Origin of the sequence: Enterobacter sp. 198 (assembly GCF_009025585.1) — a bacterium.
Taxonomy (GTDB): Bacteria; Pseudomonadota; Gammaproteobacteria; order Enterobacterales; family Enterobacteriaceae; genus Enterobacter; species Enterobacter ludwigii.
In genome coordinates this window covers 1-18134 of the sequence record NZ_WCIM01000006.1, presented here as the reverse complement: position 1 = coordinate 18134, position 18134 = coordinate 1, and the positions used below count along the sequence as shown (strand labels likewise).

The 18134-nt window shown below is 55.7% G+C and carries 16 protein-coding genes and 1 rRNA gene; 4 read left to right on the top strand and 13 right to left on the bottom strand.

Annotated elements, in window-relative coordinates:
• Position 1: 1 nt before the first annotated feature.
• From phnK to F8561_RS01350, 11 genes are all read right to left on the bottom strand, one after another.
• Positions 2 to 757: a phosphonate C-P lyase system protein PhnK gene (phnK, locus tag F8561_RS01400; protein ID WP_020882816.1), complete on the bottom strand. Its 756-nt coding sequence runs from the start codon at positions 755 to 757 to the stop codon at positions 2 to 4.
• The gene (phnJ, locus tag F8561_RS01395) at positions 754 to 1599 is read right to left on the bottom strand and encodes an alpha-D-ribose 1-methylphosphonate 5-phosphate C-P-lyase PhnJ (RefSeq protein ID WP_073397718.1); all 846 of its coding nucleotides are present in this window, start codon (positions 1597 to 1599) and stop codon (positions 754 to 756) included. The genes phnK and phnJ overlap by 4 nt, the downstream gene beginning before the upstream one ends.
• A complete protein-coding gene (locus tag F8561_RS01390) occupies positions 1592 to 2656 on the bottom strand; it encodes a carbon-phosphorus lyase complex subunit PhnI (protein WP_032679402.1) in 1065 nt (354 codons plus the stop codon). Before F8561_RS01390 ends, phnJ begins: the two co-directional genes overlap by 8 nt.
• Positions 2656 to 3240 carry a phosphonate C-P lyase system protein PhnH gene (gene phnH / locus F8561_RS01385; RefSeq protein ID WP_014168263.1) on the bottom strand — a complete coding sequence of 195 codons (585 nt, stop codon included), beginning with the start codon at positions 3238 to 3240 and terminating at the stop codon, positions 2656 to 2658. The genes F8561_RS01390 and phnH overlap by 1 nt, the downstream gene beginning before the upstream one ends.
• The gene (gene phnG, locus F8561_RS01380; protein WP_151887070.1) at positions 3237 to 3689 is read right to left on the bottom strand and encodes a phosphonate C-P lyase system protein PhnG; all 453 of its coding nucleotides are present in this window, start codon (positions 3687 to 3689) and stop codon (positions 3237 to 3239) included. Before phnG ends, phnH begins: the two co-directional genes overlap by 4 nt.
• Positions 3690 to 4415 (bottom strand): phosphonate metabolism transcriptional regulator PhnF, encoded by a 726-nt coding sequence (gene phnF / locus F8561_RS01375; RefSeq protein ID WP_032679404.1) that lies wholly within the window; start codon positions 4413 to 4415, stop codon positions 3690 to 3692.
• A gap of 20 nt (positions 4416 to 4435) precedes the next feature.
• Complete coding sequence (phnE, locus tag F8561_RS01370) at positions 4436 to 5215, bottom strand: phosphonate ABC transporter, permease protein PhnE (RefSeq protein ID WP_025206369.1); 780 nt, start codon at positions 5213 to 5215, stop codon at positions 4436 to 4438.
• Between the two features lie 52 nt (positions 5216 to 5267).
• Positions 5268 to 6284, bottom strand: a complete 1017-nt coding sequence (phnD, locus tag F8561_RS01365) for a phosphonate ABC transporter substrate-binding protein (RefSeq protein ID WP_014168267.1) — start codon at positions 6282 to 6284, stop codon at positions 5268 to 5270.
• Positions 6285 to 6308: 24 nt separating this feature from the next.
• Entirely contained in the window at positions 6309 to 7097 is a 789-nt protein-coding gene (phnC, locus tag F8561_RS01360) for a phosphonate ABC transporter ATP-binding protein (RefSeq protein WP_121338992.1), read from the bottom strand.
• Positions 7098 to 7233: 136 nt separating this feature from the next.
• Positions 7234 to 7671, bottom strand: a complete 438-nt coding sequence (yjdN, locus tag F8561_RS01355; RefSeq protein ID WP_014168269.1) for a VOC family metalloprotein YjdN — start codon at positions 7669 to 7671, stop codon at positions 7234 to 7236.
• Between the two features lie 80 nt (positions 7672 to 7751).
• On the bottom strand, positions 7752 to 8087 hold the full coding sequence (locus F8561_RS01350; protein WP_020882810.1) for a zinc ribbon domain-containing protein YjdM: 336 nt from the start codon (positions 8085 to 8087) through the stop codon (positions 7752 to 7754).
• A 596-nt stretch (positions 8088 to 8683) separates the two neighbouring features.
• On the opposite strand from F8561_RS01350, the gene crfC reads away from it, so the two are divergent.
• Together crfC and F8561_RS01340 are read left to right on the top strand one after the other, a co-directional pair.
• Positions 8684 to 11038: a clamp-binding protein CrfC gene (gene crfC, locus F8561_RS01345; protein WP_047355930.1), complete on the top strand. Its 2355-nt coding sequence runs from the start codon at positions 8684 to 8686 to the stop codon at positions 11036 to 11038.
• Positions 11035 to 11913 carry a diguanylate cyclase regulator RdcB family protein gene (locus F8561_RS01340; RefSeq protein WP_151887069.1) on the top strand — a complete coding sequence of 293 codons (879 nt, stop codon included), beginning with the start codon at positions 11035 to 11037 and terminating at the stop codon, positions 11911 to 11913. Before crfC ends, F8561_RS01340 begins: the two co-directional genes overlap by 4 nt.
• A 32-nt stretch (positions 11914 to 11945) precedes the next feature.
• Here F8561_RS01340 and kdgT read toward each other — a convergent pair whose 3' ends face one another.
• Positions 11946 to 12938, bottom strand: coding sequence for a 2-keto-3-deoxygluconate transporter (kdgT, locus tag F8561_RS01335; protein WP_014168273.1), 993 nt, complete (start codon positions 12936 to 12938; stop codon positions 11946 to 11948).
• Between the two features lie 649 nt (positions 12939 to 13587).
• Between kdgT and proP the strand changes: the two genes are divergently transcribed.
• Positions 13588 to 15090, top strand: a complete 1503-nt coding sequence (gene proP, locus F8561_RS01330) for a glycine betaine/L-proline transporter ProP (RefSeq protein ID WP_020882807.1) — start codon at positions 13588 to 13590, stop codon at positions 15088 to 15090.
• Between the two features lie 32 nt (positions 15091 to 15122).
• Here proP and F8561_RS01325 read toward each other — a convergent pair whose 3' ends face one another.
• Positions 15123 to 16076 (bottom strand): nickel/cobalt transporter, encoded by a 954-nt coding sequence (locus tag F8561_RS01325; RefSeq protein ID WP_151887068.1) that lies wholly within the window; start codon positions 16074 to 16076, stop codon positions 15123 to 15125.
• Between the two features lie 493 nt (positions 16077 to 16569).
• Here F8561_RS01325 and F8561_RS01320 point away from each other — a divergent pair.
• A 16S ribosomal RNA gene (locus F8561_RS01320) occupies positions 16570 to 18109 on the top strand.
• Positions 18110 to 18134: the final 25 nt, after the last annotated feature.

The following is an 18134-nucleotide window of genomic DNA, read 5'->3' as shown; positions in this document are numbered from 1 at the left end:
CTTAATTCTGCAATACCGATGACACCAGCAGCTGGGTGTACGGATGGTGGGGATCGTCGAGTACGCGGTCGGTCAGCCCACTTTCCACCACCTGACCCTGCTTCATCACCAGAAGACGGTCCGCCAGCAGGCGGGCAACGCCTAAATCATGGGTGACAATCACCACGGCCAGGTTCAGTTCCACCACCAGGCCGCGCAGCAGGTCGAGCAGACGCGCCTGAACGGAGACGTCCAGCCCACCGGTGGGTTCGTCCATAAACACCAGCTTCGGGTGAGTGACGAGATTGCGGGCAATCTGCAGGCGCTGCTGCATACCGCCGGAGAAGGTGGTGGGCAGGTCATCAATGCGCGAGGTGGGGATCTCCACATCGCTCAGCCATTGCTGTGCCGTGGCGCGGATGTTGCCATAATGGCGTGCGCCGGTGGCCATCAGCCTTTCACCGATATTGCCTCCGGCCGAGACCTGCCGGCGCAGGCCGTCCATGGGATGTTGATGCACCACGCCCCATTCGGTGCGCAGCAGGCGACGGCGTTCGGCCTCGCTCATGCCGTACAGCGACCGGCCCTCATATAAAATGTCGCCCTTTTGCGGCGTCAGTCGTGCAGAGATAGATTTCAGCAGGGTGGTTTTGCCCGAGCCGGACTCGCCGACAATGCCCAGCACCTCGCCCGGCCACAGCTCAAACGAGACGTCGCTGAAGCCTTTGCCCGGCGCGTAAAGGTGGGTCAGGTTATTAACCGAAAGCAGCGGTTTCATTCGCTTTTCGCCTCGCTCTGTTGGCGGCAGAAGTCGGTGTCGGAGCAGACAAACATCCGTTTGCCCGTGTCATCCAGCACCACTTCGTCCAGATAGCTGTGTTTTGAGCCGCAAATGGCGCACGGCTCGTCCCACTCCTGCACCGTAAACGGGTGGTCGTCGAAATCGAGACTCTCCACGCGGGTGTAAGGCGGTACGGCGTAGATGCGTTTTTCACGCCCGGCACCAAACAGCTGCAGGGCAGGCATCATGTCCATCTTCGGGTTGTCGAATTTGGGGATGGGGGACGGGTCCATCACGTAGCGTCCATTGACCTTGACCGGATAGGCGTAGGTTGTGGCGATATGGCCGAAGCGGGCGATATCCTCATACAACTTCACCTGCATGACGCCGTACTCTTCCAGGGCGTGCATGGTGCGGGTTTCCGTTTCACGCGGCTCGATAAAGCGCAGGGGCTCCGGAATAGGCACCTGAAAAATCAAAATCTGATCTTCCGTCAGCGGCGTTTCCGGAATGCGGTGACGGGTCTGGATCAGCGTCGCATCTTCGGTTTTTTCGGTGGTATTGACGCCCGTCACGCGTTGAAAGAACTGGCGAATCGACACGGCGTTGGTGGTGTCATCAGCCCCCTGGTCGATGACCTTCAGCACGTCCGACTCGCCAATGACGCTGGCGGTCAGCTGAATGCCGCCGGTACCCCAGCCGTATGGCATGGGCATTTCGCGACCGCCGAACGGCACCTGATAACCGGGGATAGCCACCGCTTTCAAAATGGCGCGGCGGATCATGCGTTTAGTTTGTTCATCCAGATAAGCAAAGTTGTAGCCGCTTAAGTTAGTCATGTGCGCGCTCCCGTTGCAGGCGTTTCAGCAGTTCCAGTTCGGCCTGGAAATCGACGTAGTGCGGCAGCTTGAGGTGGGAAACGAAGCCCGCGGCCTCGACGTTATCCGCATGGGCCAGCACGAACTCCTCGTCCTGCGCCGGGCCGGAGACCGCTTCGCCGTAGTCCGGTGCCTGCAGGGCACGGTCGACCAGCGCCATCGCCATCGCCTTGCGCTCACTCATGCCGAACACCAGCCCGTAACCGCGGGTAAAATGCGGGGCCTCGTTCTCGGGGGCGACAAATCCATTCACCATTTCGCATTCGGTCATGAGCAGTTCGCCGACGTTCACCGCAAAACCCAGCTCTTCGGGCACGATCTCGACGTTAAGGTAGCCGCTACGAATCTCCGCCGCGAACGGATGGTTGCGGCCGTAGCCACGCTGGGTGGAGTAGGCCAGCGCCAGTAAATACCCCTCGTCGCCGCGCATCAGCTGCTGCAGGCGCGACGAGCGTGAACAGGGGTAAACCGGCGGCGTGCGGGTGATGTCGTCAGGTTGCGCGCCAGTATCGTCTTCGGCCTTCGCCAGACCCTGTTTCGCCAGCAGGCTAAAAACGTGCGGGGAGGGAACCTGCTCTGCATCCGAGGTGCTCAACTGGGGCGTTTCGCCGTTCGCCAGCAGGGTGAAATCCAGCAGACGGTGGGTGTAGTCATAGGTGGGCCCAAGCAGCTGGCCACCGGGGATGTCTTTATAGACCGCCGAAATACGACGTTCCAGACGCATTTCTGCCGTATTGATCGGTTCGCTCACCGCCAGTTTCGCCAGTGTGGTGCGATAAGCACGCAGCAGGAAGATGGCTTCGACGTTGTCGCCGCTGGCCTGTTTCAGCGCCAGCGCCGCCAGTTCGCGATCAGCGACGCCGCCTTCAGTCATTACCCGGTCGACGGCCAGATTGAGCTGCTGCTCAATCTGGGTGACGCTGAGCTCGGGAAGCGCGTCATCACCCCGTCGTCTGTGCGCCTGCAAGGCATGGGCGGCGGCGATAGCCTTCTCGCCCCCTTTGACGGCAACGTACATCAGCACACCTCCACATGAGTGGTACGAGGGATGGCCAGCAGGCGTTCTCCGCAGGTGAGGATCAGGTCAATACCGAGCGGGAACGGGTGCGGGCGTTCGGTCAGTTCATGAATGATGCACTCCGGCAGCTGTGGCGCGACCATGCGCTCTTCGGCAATACCCGCCCCCGTGAGTCGCAGCATGCGGCCACCGCTCAGGCTTGATACCTGCAAAATCAGCGTGGCGCTGGTCTCCGGTGCCACCGCGCTTCCTTCGCTCAGGGCATTAAGCTGCTCGTGGCTGATTTGCTCGTCGGCCACGGCAAACACCGCCTGCCGGGGTTGTTCAACCAGCGGGGCGTTGGTGTGAAAGCGCAGGTTCTGGCTGGCGATATCATTCGATAACGCGCCAGAGAGCCACACCGGGGTGTCGTTGTCGGCGAGCGTCAGCAGTACGCTGGTGGTCGCCAGATTCAGCGGCAGCCAGCCCTGAGAGAGCTGATGCAGCGAGACGATGACGCCCGGTTCGCTCATGGCTTTCAGCAGGCGACGAAAACTTTGTTGGGCATCCTGGACGGCCAGGGTAAAAGCGGGTTGAAGCGTCATGCGTTATCTCCGCGAACGAGCGTAAAGAAGTCGACCCGGCTGGTGTTTATCTGGGCCTGGCGGGCGGCAATCAGTGCGGCACGGTCGGCTTCCAGCGGGGCAATAAGGGTTTCCATCAGGGTCTGGAAATGAGGTTGTTCCTGTAACAGGGCGTCAATCACCGCGCAGCGTTCGGCGTGTGGTTTGTCGCGCCCGAGCACGTAGCTGTAGCCCAGCGTGCCGCTGTTCAGGCGGATCGCTGCGCGGGTGAGGGTGGCATCGCCGGCGAAGAAGCGCTCACCGGTACCGCCCATACGCGCCTGGATCTGCACCAGACCGATTTCCGGCGCGCGGATGAGGTCATATTCCGGCGTCAGATTCAGCGCCTGCATGCGGTCCGAAAGCGCAGCGGGCTGGCTGTGCGCCAGGACGCCCATCCAGCGCTGGCGGGTGGAGGTATCGAAATGCATTCAGTGCTCCATGGTGAATTCGATCATGTCGGCGCGGGTCAGGCTGACGGAGTATTCCGTCGCGTCTATTTCGCCGTCACGGTGGTTGAGGGTGCGTACGCAGAGCAGCGGAGCCATGTTGGGGATCTCCAGCACGTTGCTCTCTTTGGCCTGCGCGCGGCGGGCGCTGATCCGCGTCTGGGTACGTTTAAGCGCGATGCCCGTGGCATCCTGAAGAAAATCATGCAGCGAGCCGCTGGAGAAATTTTGCAGCACCGGCCACAGCGCCAGGTCGGCGAAGTAGTGGTCTATCTGGCACACCGCCACGCCGTTGACCCGACGCAGGGTACGCAGGTGGATGACATTGTCGCCCTCCTGAATGCCCAGCGCGTCCGCGACGTGGCTTGAGGCCGGACGCAGCACCGACAGCAGTTTTTCGCTGGTCGGGTGGCTGCCCTGATCCAGCAGGTTCTGGCTAAAACGCGCCTGCGCATTGAGCGGATAGTCAAACGGACGCATCAACACCAGCACGCCGACGCCCTGACGGCGCTGCACCCAGCCGCGCTCGACCAGCTGATCAATGGCGCGGCGCAGCGTGTGTCGGTTCACTTCGTAGCGGTCGGCAAGCTGCTGCTCGGCAGGCAGGTAGTCTCCGCAGCGGTAGTGGGTGCGAAGTTCCACCTCGAGCTTTGCCGCTATCTCTTGCCAGCGGGTGGGGTAACTGGTCGGATGTCTGGATAAGTGCATACAAATCAAAGCCTCGCTTCTCAGATGAAGTGCTTACGCAAACGTTGAGACATAAAATCCAGCAGGCTGACGGTGATGATAATGAGCACCATCAGGGCGCAGGTTTGCTGGAACTGGAACCCGCGAATCGCTTCCCACAGCGTGACGCCAATACCGCCTGCGCCCACCATGCCGACGACGGTGGCGGAACGAACGTTGGATTCGAAACGGTACAGGGAGTAGGAGATCAGCAGCGGCATCACCTGGGGCAGTACGCCGAAGAGAATCTCTTCAATTTTGTTGGCGCCCGTTGCGCGGATGCCTTCGACCGGGCCCGGCTCGATAGCTTCCACCGCCTCGGAGAGCAGCTTGGAGAGCACGCCGGTGGTATGAATAAACAGCGCCATCACCCCGGCGAACGGACCCAGGCCGACGGCCACCACGAACAGCATGGCAAAGACCATTTCGTTAATGGCGCGGCAGGCGTCCATCAGGCGACGCATCGGCTGGTAAATCCACCACGGTACGATGTTCTCGGCGCTCATCAGGCCGAACGGAACAGAAAGGATGACGGCCAGGGCGGTGCCCCAGACGGCGATTTGCAGAGTGACCGCCATTTCACTGAGGTAATCCTGCCACTGGCTGAAATCAGGCGGGAAGAAGTCGGCGGCAAAAGTGGCCATATTGCCGGCATCTTTAAACAGCAGCAGCGGATCCATTTCCGCGCCCTGCCAGGAGATAACGAGCACCGCAAGCAAAATGGCCCAGCTAAAAAGCGAGAACCAGCTGCGTTTCGGCGGTGGGAGGGTGATGGTTTGCATGTGTGCCCCTTTGGTCTGAATGCCCTCTCCCACCGGGAGAGGGCGGTAAGCGTTATTGCACCGCTTTATTCACGCTGCTCATGGCGCCGAGCGCCGCGGTCAGGCGGTCAAGGTCTTCGAGCTGAGCCTGAATCGCAGCCACTTTGCTGCTCTTCTCCTCCTCCTTCAGGCCCTTGTTGTCCTTCACGCCCTGCATCTCTTTAAACAGCGCCAGCTGGCGAATCGGGACCAGCTGCAGGTCGCTTGACGGGCGGAAAGGTGCCCAGCCCAGGCGTTCCAGAACCGTTTTTTCTTCCGGCGTTTTGCCGTAATTCATAAAGAAGTCGTACACCTTGTCTTTGGTGGTCTCAGACAGGTTTTTGCGCCAGACGATGGGGTCGCCCGGGATCAGAGGGGATTTCCAGATAACCTTCAGCGCTTTCAGCTTGTCCGGTGCCGAGGTTTTCAGCTTGTCGAGGTTCTCGGTGTTGTTCGTGGCGACATCCACCTGCTTATTGGCCACGGCCAGCGCGTTGGTTTCATGGCTGGCGTTCACGGTGCGCTTAAATTCGCTGGCAGAGGCGTTGTTTTTAGCAAAGACGTAATAGCCCGGCACGAGGAAACCAGAGGTGGAGTTGGGATCGCCGTTACCAAACGTCAGCTCTTTACGTTTGGCGAGCATGTCGTTCAGGTTGTTGATGGGGCTGTCTTTATTGACGATCAGCACGCTCCAGTAACCCGGAGAGCCATCCGCGGCAACGGTCTGGGCAAAGACCTGGCCGTTCGCGCGATCCACCGCTTCCATGGCGGAGAGGTTACCGTACCAGGCGATGTCGACTTTGTTAAAGCGCATCCCCTGGATGATGCCCGCATAGTCCGGGGCGAAGAAGGCGTTCACTTTGATCCCCAGTTTGGTTTCCATATCTTTCAGGAACGGTTCCCACTGAGGTTTCAGGTTCTGCTGTGATTCCGTCGAAATAATGCCAAAGTTCAGCGCTTTTTCCTGCTCCTGGGCGTACGCAGGGCTTAACAGAGTGCTTATGCTGAACATGCTGGTAAACGCCAGCGCGGCAACGGCTTTGTAGCTCATGTACTTTCCTCGGATCGGTTTTAATTAAGCAGCCTGCGCGTTCTCTTCGACGCGGTTAATGCTGCGGTAGAGATGGTCGAAACGGTCGTTATCAAACTGATGGCTTGGGCCATCAAAGAACACATGCCCCTGACGCAACGCGACGATGCGCTCGCAATAGCGCAGGGCGTAATCCACCTGGTGCAGCGTCACCACCACGGTGATGCCGTCGTTGAGGTTGATGTCGCGCAGGGTTTCCATCACGATGCGAGCCGATTCCGGGTCCAGCGAGGCGATGGGTTCATCGGCAAGAATGATTTGCGCTTTTTGCATCAGGGCTCGGGCGATAGCCACGCGCTGCTGCTGTCCACCGGACAGGGTGGAGACGCGCTGGTGGGCGAAATGCGCCATTCCGACGCGGGTCAGCGCCTGCAACGCTTCCTGCTTTTGAGAGGGGGAGAACCAGCGCAGACAGGTGCGCCAGAACGGGGTGCTGCCGATCGCGCCAATCAGCACGTTCTCCAGTACCGTCAGGCGATTGACCAGGTTGAACTGCTGGAAGATATAGCCCGTCTGGGCGCGGCTTTTGCGGATATCCCGCGCCAGGCGTCCTGCACGCTGCACGGTGTTGCCCAGCAGCTCGACGTGGCTTTCTGAGGTCTTATCACAGGTGATAAGGCCGCTTAAATGACGCATAAGGGTGGATTTACCAGAGCCGGATGGCCCCAGGAGCGCCACCATTTCGCCCTGCTGGACGGTCAGATCAACGGCATGCAGGGCCTTGTTGTGATGAAAGGTCTTGCTCAGTTTCTCGACGCGGATAACAGTTTGCATATGCTGGGCCTCACAATAAATGTGGCCTCATGCTGGCGCATCAATATGACATTTGGGTTAAGTCTCGGTTGCGGGAGTTTGAAGAGTTGAGGGGAGTTTGATGACAGGCGGGGGCAGACTGCCCACCGCCAGAAGATCACTGCTGTTGCTTAACGACGTTAATCATCCACGGCACGCCGTATTTGTCGGTGACTTTACCGAAACCGTGCGCCCAGAAGGTCTCCTGCCAGGCCATTTCGATATGGCCTTCCGCGGCCAGATTGTCGAACCAGCGTTTGCCTTCTGCCACGTCCTGGGTGTCCAGCACCAGCGTGAACCCGGCATACTGCGCTTTGCTGCCGGGCGGCTGCCCATCACTCATCATGATATCGCTGCCCGCAATGCGAACATTCGAGTGGGCGATCGCCGAATCCGGAAACTGCATGCCAGACGGACAGCCTTCTTCGCTGCTGTCGCCTTTTGGCATTTCACCGAAGGTGATTTTATAGAGGAGCTCTGCGCCGACGGCGTGCTGATAAAAGGCGGAGGCCTCGGCACAGTTACCGGCGAAAGAGATGTAGGGACTTAACGGCATAATCTATACCTCACGTAAGAAGAGCCCGTTAAGTGTAGTTCTCGCCAGCCCGGTAAGCGAAGCGCCACCGGGCGGGTAAATCAGTTCTTTTTCACAAACTCTGATTTCAGTTTCATCGGGCCAAAGCCGTCAATTTTGCAGTCAATATTATGGTCGCCTTCTACCAGACGGATATTCTTCACTTTAGTGCCGATCTTCAGCATGGAAGAGCTGCCTTTAACCTTCAAATCTTTAATCACGGTGACGCTGTCGCCATCAGCCAGCAGATTACCGTTCGCATCTTTTACAACAAGCGTATCAGTATCGTGCGACGGCTCGGCGTCATTCCATTCGTGAGCGCATTCCGGGCAGATGAACATGCCATTATCTTCATAGGTGTATTCAGAATTGCATTTCGGGCAGTGTGGGAGTTGCATTAGGGTATCCTCAAAAAGTGCGTAACACGCTGGAAAGTGCCAGCAAAATGACGGCTGGGTGCCGAAAAAGGGGGCAAGTATAACGCAAATCCACACCGTTGTCGGTGATATTCTATTTAAAAAAAAAGCAAAAAGCGTGTCGCCAGTGACATTTTCTGTCAGTCAGTTAAGCGATGCTTACGGCATTAACACGGTGGAAAGAAATGGCAGTAAATATATCGAATATTTTATTGCAGCAAATTGCTACGCACCTCCATTTCGGATAAGGTGAAGCGACACATTGTTATTTATCTCCTGACTTCCCCGTCATCCATATCTTATGGCGGTGACGCATTACCTCTCTTTTTAGGTGGGTAAATAATGATGATATATCCTGAAGTTTCTTAAAAATGGGCCAGGCTTTTATCTTTTGGCTGTCATGCCAGAGGGGAAGCTTTACACGCCATGCAAGGATAGCGATTTATTTCTGATTATCTTCAATCAGTTATATTTCGGTGAACATGTTTTCCACACGTGATCATATAAGCCTGAACAACATAATTAAAACCAGTGGCTTAATAAAAGTAATAAATTTGCGTTAAGGAAAGGCTTTTATCATGCACACACAGACCATTTTTGAATTAAGCCAGGAAGCAGAGCGTTTGTTACAGCTCGCCCTGCAAAATCTTGATACGTTGAAATCAATGCCGACGGCGAAGCTGGAAAGCACCGCCGCAGCCATTACGGGTGAAAAGAACAACGTCTTACCTTTGCATTTTAGTGCGCGGGGTGTCGAAGCCCAGCAGGCTATGCTGAATAATGAATTACGAAAAATAACCCGTCTGGAAATGGTGCTGGCAATTGTGGGCACCATGAAAGCGGGGAAATCGACCACCATTAATGCCATTGTCGGAACCGAAGTGTTGCCGAACCGCAACCGACCGATGACGGCGCTTCCGACATTGATCCGTCATACGCCGGGTCAGAAAGAGCCGGTGCTCCATTTTGCTCACGTCTCTCCTATCGATGAATTAATCCTCCTGTTACAGAAAAAACTCTGCGATTACGATCGCGGGAAGCTGGCGCAGCGTCTGGAAATTGATAAGGACATGATTACGCTGCTGGAAAGAATTGAAAAAGGTGAGGCTTTCGAGAAGCATCACCTTGGTGCGCAGCCGATATTTCATTGTCTGAAAAGCCTTAACGATCTGGTGAGGCTCTCACAGGCGTTGGGCGTCGAGTTTCCGTTCTCTGAATATGCGGCCATCGAACACATTCCGGTGATTGAAGTGGAGTTCGTGCATCTCGCGGGTCTGGATGCCCACCTTGGGCAACTGACGCTGCTTGATACCCCCGGGCCGAATGAGGCCGGGCAACCGCATCTGCAAAAAATGCTGAGCGAGCAGTTATCCCGCGCGTCGGCGGTGCTGGCGGTGATGGATTACACCCAGCTCAAATCGATTTCCGATCACGAGGTCCGGCAGGCCATTTCAGTCGCCGGTAAATCGGTTCCGCTGTATGCGCTGGTCAATAAATTCGATCAGAAAGATCGTAACAGCGACGATGAAGAACAGGTTAAAGCGATGATCTCCGGCACCTTAATGAAAGGGAATATTTCGCCGGGGCAAATTTATCCCGTTTCGTCGATGTGGGCGTATCTGGCGAACCGCGCCCGTTATGAGATGACTACCCACGGTCAGCTACCGGATCACAAGGAGCAGCGCTGGGTTCAGGATTTCGCCGAAGCCGCGCTGGGACGCCGCTGGCGTACGGAGGATTTGGACGACATCGACCATATTCGTCATGCTGCCGATTTGCTGTGGGAAGATTCGTTATTTGAACAGCCGATCCGCAAGCTTATTTATGCCGCCTATGCCAATGCATCGCTCTTCGCTCTGCGTTCGGCATCGCATAAGCTGCTTAACTATGCCCAAAATGCCCGGGAGTACCTCGACTTCCGCTACCAGGGGCTGACGGTCGCTTTTGAGGCGCTGGAATTGAATATCGCGCGCCTGGAAGAGGACATGGCCCTGCTGCATACGCGTCAGCGCGTGGTGAGCGACGAAGTGAAGCATGAAGTGGAGCAGGCGCTTAACGCCACCGCTGACTTTATGATGTCGCAGAATACTTCACTCCAGCAGGCAATTAGCCATGTGTTTAGCGCCCGCTCTGTTCTCGACCTGGCGGGCATCGAACCGCGGGATCTTCGCCGTGACGAGCCGCAGGCGCTGAAACAGCTGGTACTGGATGATGAAGGGCAGGCGCAAATTGCGCTGAGTAAAATCCGCTCCTCCTGCGAGCTGATCATGCTGGATGCGCAGACGAAGATCGGCCGGGAGCTGGCATTACGCTTCGATCAACTGGAGTCGACGCTGGCGCGCTCGCTGAATGAAGCCATGCGGCCAATCGAAACGCGTATTAAAGAACAACTCAGCCATGCGGGTTTTCGCGCGCGGATAAGCTTCCCGGCGTTTCAGGCGCATCAACTTAACTTCAACACCCGGGCGCTGTTTAACGATGCCATTGCGCAGGACCACCGCCCGGCAGGCCAGCCAGCGGGCGCGGCGAGCATGCGTGAAACCGTCTCTCGCTGGCTGAATAACCCGGGCTGGGGCTGGGAAGATTATGTTGTCGCACGAACACGCTATGTCATTGACATTGAACAGCTGCATGAAAAATTCAAGCAGCATATCGACCAGTTCTGTGAACAAATCCGTAAAGCTTTGACCGCCCAGGTCGATGTCTCTGTTACGGCGGGGATGGCAACGTTCTTTGCGGAATTTTCGTTATGCCTGACCGGGTTACAGGAAAGTTTGCGTGATAGCCTCGCAGTACGTCAGCAAAATGAGCATTCGACCCGAGCGCTCAGCCAGCTGTTAAAGCAAAGTATCACGACTGCGACGTGGATACAGGAAGATACCCGACTGTTACGCGATGATATTCAAACCCTATTCGCGGCAGAACAACCATGACAACACAACTACTGGACGGCCCCGGGCGAACGCTGGAGTGTATTCATCCAAAATTTATGGTCGATCTGGTTCAGGGGGTAGACGCGGCACGTCATCCCCACCCGGGACCACAACAGCTGCAGTTTCGTGAGCGTTTGACCCAGGAGATCATGACGCATACCCGGCTACGGCCCTGGGCGATGGCGGGTATGCTTAATGAAAATGCGGCGCTGCGCCTGGGGCTGGCGGAAAAGCTGGCCGGTATGCTTGACCCCGGGCACCTTGCGCTGACGCTGATGGCAGACAAATTGATTGCGCTGCGTCAGCAGACTAACCCGCGGGCCCAGCAATCGCCCGGCCTGATTCAGCAGTACGCTGAGCTTTCCGCTCATTTTACGCAACGAGCCGCCTATAAAGAGAAGGCGCTCTCCCAGCGAGGGCTGACGGTGCAGGCGGGTGAGCACAGTGAACAAATTTTTACCCGCTGGCGAGCCGGCCACTACGATGGCTGGTCGCTGGCCGGGCGTTGCTATGTCGTCCTGGAAGAGCTGCGCTGGGGTGCATTTGGTGATGCCTGTCGCCTGGCGAATGAAGACGTGGCGGCGATGCTCAAGGATAACTTACGCAGTATGGCGGCAAACTATCTTGCGCAGGGCATCAACGCTTCTCCTTCCACCCGCCATTTCTACCATCAGTGGCTGACAACGCCCGCGTCGCCGGGACTGATAGATCATAAAGACATGCTCGGCTGGCTGGGCGACTGGTGTCAGGCGGATAACCATCCGGTGAGCTGGTCGGTGACGCAAAGCTGGCATACTGTCGCGCTGGGTATGCCGAGGCTGTGCTCGGCAAAACGGCTTGTGGATGGGATGGTGGAAGAGATTTTTGGTAGCTGAAATCCCCCTCTCACCGGGAGGGGGAGCACCGGTTAGTGGTGTGTTTCAACAGGCTTAGGCTCTGTCTGAACCTCAGCAACATGTCCGACGCGTTTTGCGTACAGTGCGGTGATGATGGGAACCAGAATCGCGGTCACAATCACGCTGGCTGCAACCAGTGCCGTCGCGGACGCGGCCACCGGTTCAAAAGCCGGGTTAATCTGCGCAATGATCACCGGGTTGGCCACGGCTGCACCTGCGGCTGAAGAGGCGGCGATCCCCGCCGTTCCGTTTCCTCCCCCAATGACCCGGTCGGCAATAATCAGCGGAATACCGGTGATGATGATAACCGCCACGCCCAGCACGATACCCAGCAGACCCGTATCGAGGATGACATTCAGGTTGATGGTGTTACCCAGCGCAAAACCGAAGAACGGGATCAGCACCGGCGTGGCTTTGCTGAAGAAATCACGCAGATCGTGATCCAGGTTACCCAGAGCAAAACCGATCAGGAAGGGCAGGATCGCGCCGATAAAGTGGTGGGGTTCAAAGGACGCCAGGCCAGCAGAGCCCAGAATCAGCATGGTCATCAGCGGACCGGACTCCAGAGACATCAGGACAAATGCACCTGACTCTTCTTTGGTGCCGTACTGGTTCATCAGGCTGGCATACAAACCGCCGTTGGTCATATCCATCGCAGAGACAATTGCCAGAACCGATAATCCGGCGAAGAATCCGGTCTGAATTCCATTCTCCGGAATGAACATCGCACAGATCATTGCCACTACCCAGGCCACGGCAATTTTCGTAATCACCAGCGTGCCGGATTTCCGTAATACGGTGCCTGTTGCCCGTAAATTAATTGAGGCGCCGATACAAAAGAACCAGACGGCCAGAATGGGAACGGTGCCCGTAATCATCCCTTTTGTGAACCCGCCAAAATAAGCGCCGGTTTCAGGAGCCAGGGTATTCAGGATAGCGCCCAGTACAAGCGGAACCAGCATCATACCACCCGGTATGCGTTCAATCGTGGCTTTAATCTTCATAGATAACCCTCAAATCGTATCCCGCATGGCGGGCGGCAAAAACTAAAAAATAAATCAATAAATTCAATGAATTGAATGTCTTTGGGTTCGATGGTGTCATTACCCATGCAATAAAACTAAAAAAGCGATCCTGGTAAACGCGGTGCCACAGCACCGGGAACGTGGTATTCGGAATTATCATGCGATCATTGGAATGATGATTCAATGAAAATAAAACAGTGTTTTAGTTATCTGCATCACATATTGACGTAAACGTTTTAAACGCGCGTCGGAGGGTTAGAATTTATGTAAATCTGATGTGAAGTAATGGGGTTTCATTTTCCGTTTTCCGGGAAATAATGACGTGTGTGAGGATGTGTTTTTATGGCGATTGAGAACGTGTAGATTTGCGCTAATTGACAAAAACTGCAGCCAGCTGACGTAACATAAATATATGTGTGAAGTTGATCACAAATATAAACGCTGGTAGGGTAAAAAGGTCATTAACTGCCCAGGCAGGCGTCAACAGGTTCGGTTGTATCGACGTAAAACGTCAATGTAAGTAAACCTGCTACGCTTGAATAAGGCGATTCGCATGGAGCGGATCCCATGGTTCACAGATCGCATACGGGACTGTGAAACGGACAGGGCCGAGTCTACGAGGATAGCTATGCTCAGAAGGAAAAAAATCAAACCCATCACGCTTCGCGACGTCACCATTATTGATGACGCCAAACTGCGCAAAGCGATCACCGCCGCCTCGCTGGGTAATGCGATGGAATGGTTCGATTTTGGTGTTTACGGCTTTGTGGCCTATGCGTTAGGTAAAGTGTTCTTCCCCGGCGCCGACCCCAGTCTGCAGATGATTGCCGCGCTGGGTACGTTCTCCGTCCCCTTCCTGATTCGCCCGCTGGGTGGTCTGTTCTTCGGTATGCTTGGCGATAAATATGGTCGCCAGAAGATCCTTGCCATCACCATTGTCATTATGTCGATCAGTACGTTCTGTATCGGCCTGATACCGTCCTATGCCAGCATCGGCATTTGGGCTCCGATTCTGCTGCTGCTTTGTAAGATGGCCCAGGGCTTCTCCGTAGGCGGTGAGTATACGGGTGCCTCTATCTTTGTCGCAGAGTATTCCCCGGACCGTAAGCGCGGCTTTATGGGAAGCTGGCTGGACTTCGGCTCGATTGCCGGGTTTGTCTTGGGTGCGGGCGTGGTGGTGCTGATTTCTACCGTCGTCGGTGAAGAGAACTTCCTCTCCTGGGGCTGGCGTATTCCGTTCTTCCTGGCGCTGCCGTTAGGGATTATCGGTCTTTACCTGCGTCATGCTCTTGAAGAAACGCCGGCGTTCCAGCAGCACGTTGAGAAGCTGGAGCAGGGCGACCGCGAAGGACTGCAGGATGGCCCGAAAGTCTCCTTTAAAGAGATTGCGACGAAGCACTGGCGCAGCCTGCTGACCTGTATTGGTCTGGTCATCTCCACGAACGTGACCTACTACATGCTGTTGACCTACATGCCGAGCTATCTGTCGCATAACCTGCACTATTCCGAAGACCACGGTGTGCTGATTATTATCGCCATCATGGTGGGTATGCTGTTTGTGCAGCCGATTATGGGGCTGTTGAGTGACCGCTTTGGCCGTCGACCGTTCATTATTCTGGGGAGTGTCGCGCTGTTTGCCCTGGCAATCCCGGCCTTTATTCTGATTAACAGTAATGTGCTGGGTCTGATTTTTGCCGGTCTGCTGATGCTGGCGGTGATCCTCAACTGCTTTATCGGGGTGATGGCCTCGACGCTGCCTGCGATGTTCCCGACACACATTCGGTACAGTGCGCTGGCGGCTGCCTTTAACATCTCGGTGCTGATTGCCGGTCTGACCCCGACGCTTGCCGCCTCGCTGGTGGAAAGTACGCAGAACCTGATGATGCCGGCTTATTACCTGATGGTTATCGCGGTGATTGGTTTGATTACCGGTATTACCATGAAGGAGACGGCGAATCGTCCTCTTAAAGGGGCCACGCCTGCGGCGTCTGATATCCAGGAAGCGAAAGAGATCCTGCGCGAACACTACGATAATGTAGAGCAGAAGATTGAAGATATTGATGCAGAGATTGAAGAGCTGCAGCAAAAACGCTCCCGCCTGGTGGACCAGCATCCACGAATCAACGAGTAATAAAAAACCCGCCGCTGGCGGGTTTTCTTTTATTAGCAGCCTGCGGCGATGTAATCGCCATTGGCGCTGATGGGGAGTACCGTCAGGAACAGCACGGTCGCGAACAGGATCAGGACTATCCCTCCGGCTATTTTAAAGACCGGGACCAGCCAGCTGAGTGAAGCCCCGCCGCCAAACCAGGCCACCGTCCGCTCTCGGGCATAACGTACCGCCAGTGAGAGGCCCATAATCGACAACGCCGTTCCCAGCGACATGGTCATGACCGCGGCCATCCCCCAGGTAACAATACCCAGCGCATTTGAAAACATCAGGATCATGATCGCCCCGCTGCACGGACGCGCACCAATCGCCAGTATGACGCCCAACCGGGTTTTCCAGTCGCCTTGCGCCAGGTCTGCACCTACACCGTGATGACCACAACCACAGTGTTCATTATGTTGATGAAGGGGCGTGATGGCTGAGATAGCCATCCGGCGAGGTCGCAGGCTTTTCAGCGCCTGGTAAATGACAAATACACCAAATGCACCGATGAGCACCGCGGTTATCTTCTCGACGTACCAGCGGCTGGTACTGATATCCCCCGATGCGAGGTTAAACCCTACCGCCAGAATAAAGACAAAGAGAATGGCGCTGACGCCCTGCATCAGGCTGCCAAGAAAAGGAACGACCCGGGCGGCCCGTTCGCTTTCTTTATTTGTCGTGAGGTAGGTCGTCACAATGAATTTCCCATGCCCCGGCCCGATGGCGTGCAATACGCCATAGAAGAAGGCGCCGGTTAATAGCCATAACCCGCCGCTGTACTGGTGGTTGTTAAGCTGGAGCAGGTACATCACCAGATAACGGTGCAGGGTAATTTGCGTGGCAAGGCACCACTGAAGAAAGGTGTTCCAGTGCGTATGCAGGGTAAACCCGGCTAAGAGGATCGCCAGCAACATGATGCCTGCTGTAGGAAGGCGCCAGTCACGCGTCAGTTGTTGTGTGGTCATGGGGTGGCCTGCTGGGGGAATATTTGTCGCTAGTATAGTTGATCTTGCCTGTTAATCCGTAGGATCGCACAGAGATCCCGCCTCAATTGTGGATAACTCTGTGCGTAAAAGGGTATAAAGCGGGGTTTTGCTGGGGAATACAGCAGTCAGTCATCTTTTTGCAACTTTTAGGTTGCGGCCTGCAGAGAACTCCCTATAATGCGCCTCCATCGACACGGCGGATGTGAATCACTTCACAGATAACCCGGTCGGTTGAAGAGAAAAAATCCTGAACATCAGGGTTGACTCTGAAAGAGGAAAGCGTAATATACGCCACCTCGCGACGGTGAGCTGTAAGCCGCGCCGCAACTGCTCTTTAACAATTTATCAGACAATCTGTGTGGGCACTCAAAGTGACATGGATTCTTAATGTCTTCGGACAAAAAATGAATACCAAGTCTCTGAGTGAACATACGTAATTCATTACGAAGTTTAATTCACGAGCATCAAACTTAAATTGAAGAGTTTGATCATGGCTCAGATTGAACGCTGGCGGCAGGCCTAACACATGCAAGTCGAACGGTAGCACAGAGAGCTTGCTCTCGGGTGACGAGTGGCGGACGGGTGAGTAATGTCTGGGAAACTGCCTGATGGAGGGGGATAACTACTGGAAACGGTAGCTAATACCGCATAACGTCGCAAGACCAAAGAGGGGGACCTTCGGGCCTCTTGCCATCAGATGTGCCCAGATGGGATTAGCTAGTAGGTGGGGTAACGGCTCACCTAGGCGACGATCCCTAGCTGGTCTGAGAGGATGACCAGCCACACTGGAACTGAGACACGGTCCAGACTCCTACGGGAGGCAGCAGTGGGGAATATTGCACAATGGGCGCAAGCCTGATGCAGCCATGCCGCGTGTATGAAGAAGGCCTTCGGGTTGTAAAGTACTTTCAGCGGGGAGGAAGGTGTTGTGGTTAATAACCACAGCAATTGACGTTACCCGCAGAAGAAGCACCGGCTAACTCCGTGCCAGCAGCCGCGGTAATACGGAGGGTGCAAGCGTTAATCGGAATTACTGGGCGTAAAGCGCACGCAGGCGGTCTGTCAAGTCGGATGTGAAATCCCCGGGCTCAACCTGGGAACTGCATTCGAAACTGGCAGGCTAGAGTCTTGTAGAGGGGGGTAGAATTCCAGGTGTAGCGGTGAAATGCGTAGAGATCTGGAGGAATACCGGTGGCGAAGGCGGCCCCCTGGACAAAGACTGACGCTCAGGTGCGAAAGCGTGGGGAGCAAACAGGATTAGATACCCTGGTAGTCCACGCCGTAAACGATGTCGACTTGGAGGTTGTGCCCTTGAGGCGTGGCTTCCGGAGCTAACGCGTTAAGTCGACCGCCTGGGGAGTACGGCCGCAAGGTTAAAACTCAAATGAATTGACGGGGGCCCGCACAAGCGGTGGAGCATGTGGTTTAATTCGATGCAACGCGAAGAACCTTACCTACTCTTGACATCCAGAGAACTTAGCAGAGATGCTTTGGTGCCTTCGGGAACTCTGAGACAGGTGCTGCATGGCTGTCGTCAGCTCGTGTTGTGAAATGTTGGGTTAAGTCCCGCAACGAGCGCAACCCTTATCCTTTGTTGCCAGCGGTCCGGCCGGGAACTCAAAGGAGACTGCCAGTGATAAACTGGAGGAAGGTGGGGATGACGTCAAGTCATCATGGCCCTTACGAGTAGGGCTACACACGTGCTACAATGGCGCATACAAAGAGAAGCGAACTCGCGAGAGCAAGCGGACCTCATAAAGTGCGTCGTAGTCCGGATTGGAGTCTGCAACTCGACTCCATGAAGTCGGAATCGCTAGTAATCGTAGATCAGAATGCTACGGTGAATACGTTCCCGGGCCTTGTACACACCGCCCGTCACACCATGGGAGTGGGTTGCAAAAGAAGTAGGTAGCTTAACCTTCGGGAGGGCGCTTACCACTTTGTGATTCATGACTGGGGTGAAGTCGTAACAAGGTAACCGTAGGGGAACCTGCGGTTGGATCACCTCCTTACCTTAAAGAACCTGCCTTTGTAGTG

Excerpts from the sequence above, each read along its gene's own strand:
- phnK (WP_020882816.1), bottom strand. The coding sequence starts at position 757 with ATGAAACCGCTGCTTTCGGTTAATAACCTGACCCACCTTTACGCGCCG.
- phnJ (WP_073397718.1), bottom strand. The coding sequence starts at position 1,599 with ATGACTAACTTAAGCGGCTACAACTTTGCTTATCTGGATGAACAAACT.
- F8561_RS01390 (WP_032679402.1), bottom strand. The coding sequence starts at position 2,656 with ATGTACGTTGCCGTCAAAGGGGGCGAGAAGGCTATCGCCGCCGCCCAT.
- phnH (WP_014168263.1), bottom strand. The coding sequence starts at position 3,240 with ATGACGCTTCAACCCGCTTTTACCCTGGCCGTCCAGGATGCCCAACAA.
- phnG (WP_151887070.1), bottom strand. The coding sequence starts at position 3,689 with ATGCATTTCGATACCTCCACCCGCCAGCGCTGGATGGGCGTCCTGGCG.
- phnF (WP_032679404.1), bottom strand. The coding sequence starts at position 4,415 with ATGCACTTATCCAGACATCCGACCAGTTACCCCACCCGCTGGCAAGAG.
- phnE (WP_025206369.1), bottom strand. The coding sequence starts at position 5,215 with ATGCAAACCATCACCCTCCCACCGCCGAAACGCAGCTGGTTCTCGCTT.
- phnD (WP_014168267.1), bottom strand. The coding sequence starts at position 6,284 with ATGAGCTACAAAGCCGTTGCCGCGCTGGCGTTTACCAGCATGTTCAGC.
- phnC (WP_121338992.1), bottom strand. The coding sequence starts at position 7,097 with ATGCAAACTGTTATCCGCGTCGAGAAACTGAGCAAGACCTTTCATCAC.
- yjdN (WP_014168269.1), bottom strand. The coding sequence starts at position 7,671 with ATGCCGTTAAGTCCCTACATCTCTTTCGCCGGTAACTGTGCCGAGGCC.
- F8561_RS01350 (WP_020882810.1), bottom strand. The coding sequence starts at position 8,087 with ATGCAACTCCCACACTGCCCGAAATGCAATTCTGAATACACCTATGAA.
- crfC (WP_047355930.1), top strand. The coding sequence starts at position 8,684 with ATGCACACACAGACCATTTTTGAATTAAGCCAGGAAGCAGAGCGTTTG.
- F8561_RS01340 (WP_151887069.1), top strand. The coding sequence starts at position 11,035 with ATGACAACACAACTACTGGACGGCCCCGGGCGAACGCTGGAGTGTATT.
- kdgT (WP_014168273.1), bottom strand. The coding sequence starts at position 12,938 with ATGAAGATTAAAGCCACGATTGAACGCATACCGGGTGGTATGATGCTG.
- proP (WP_020882807.1), top strand. The coding sequence starts at position 13,588 with ATGCTCAGAAGGAAAAAAATCAAACCCATCACGCTTCGCGACGTCACC.
- F8561_RS01325 (WP_151887068.1), bottom strand. The coding sequence starts at position 16,076 with ATGACCACACAACAACTGACGCGTGACTGGCGCCTTCCTACAGCAGGC.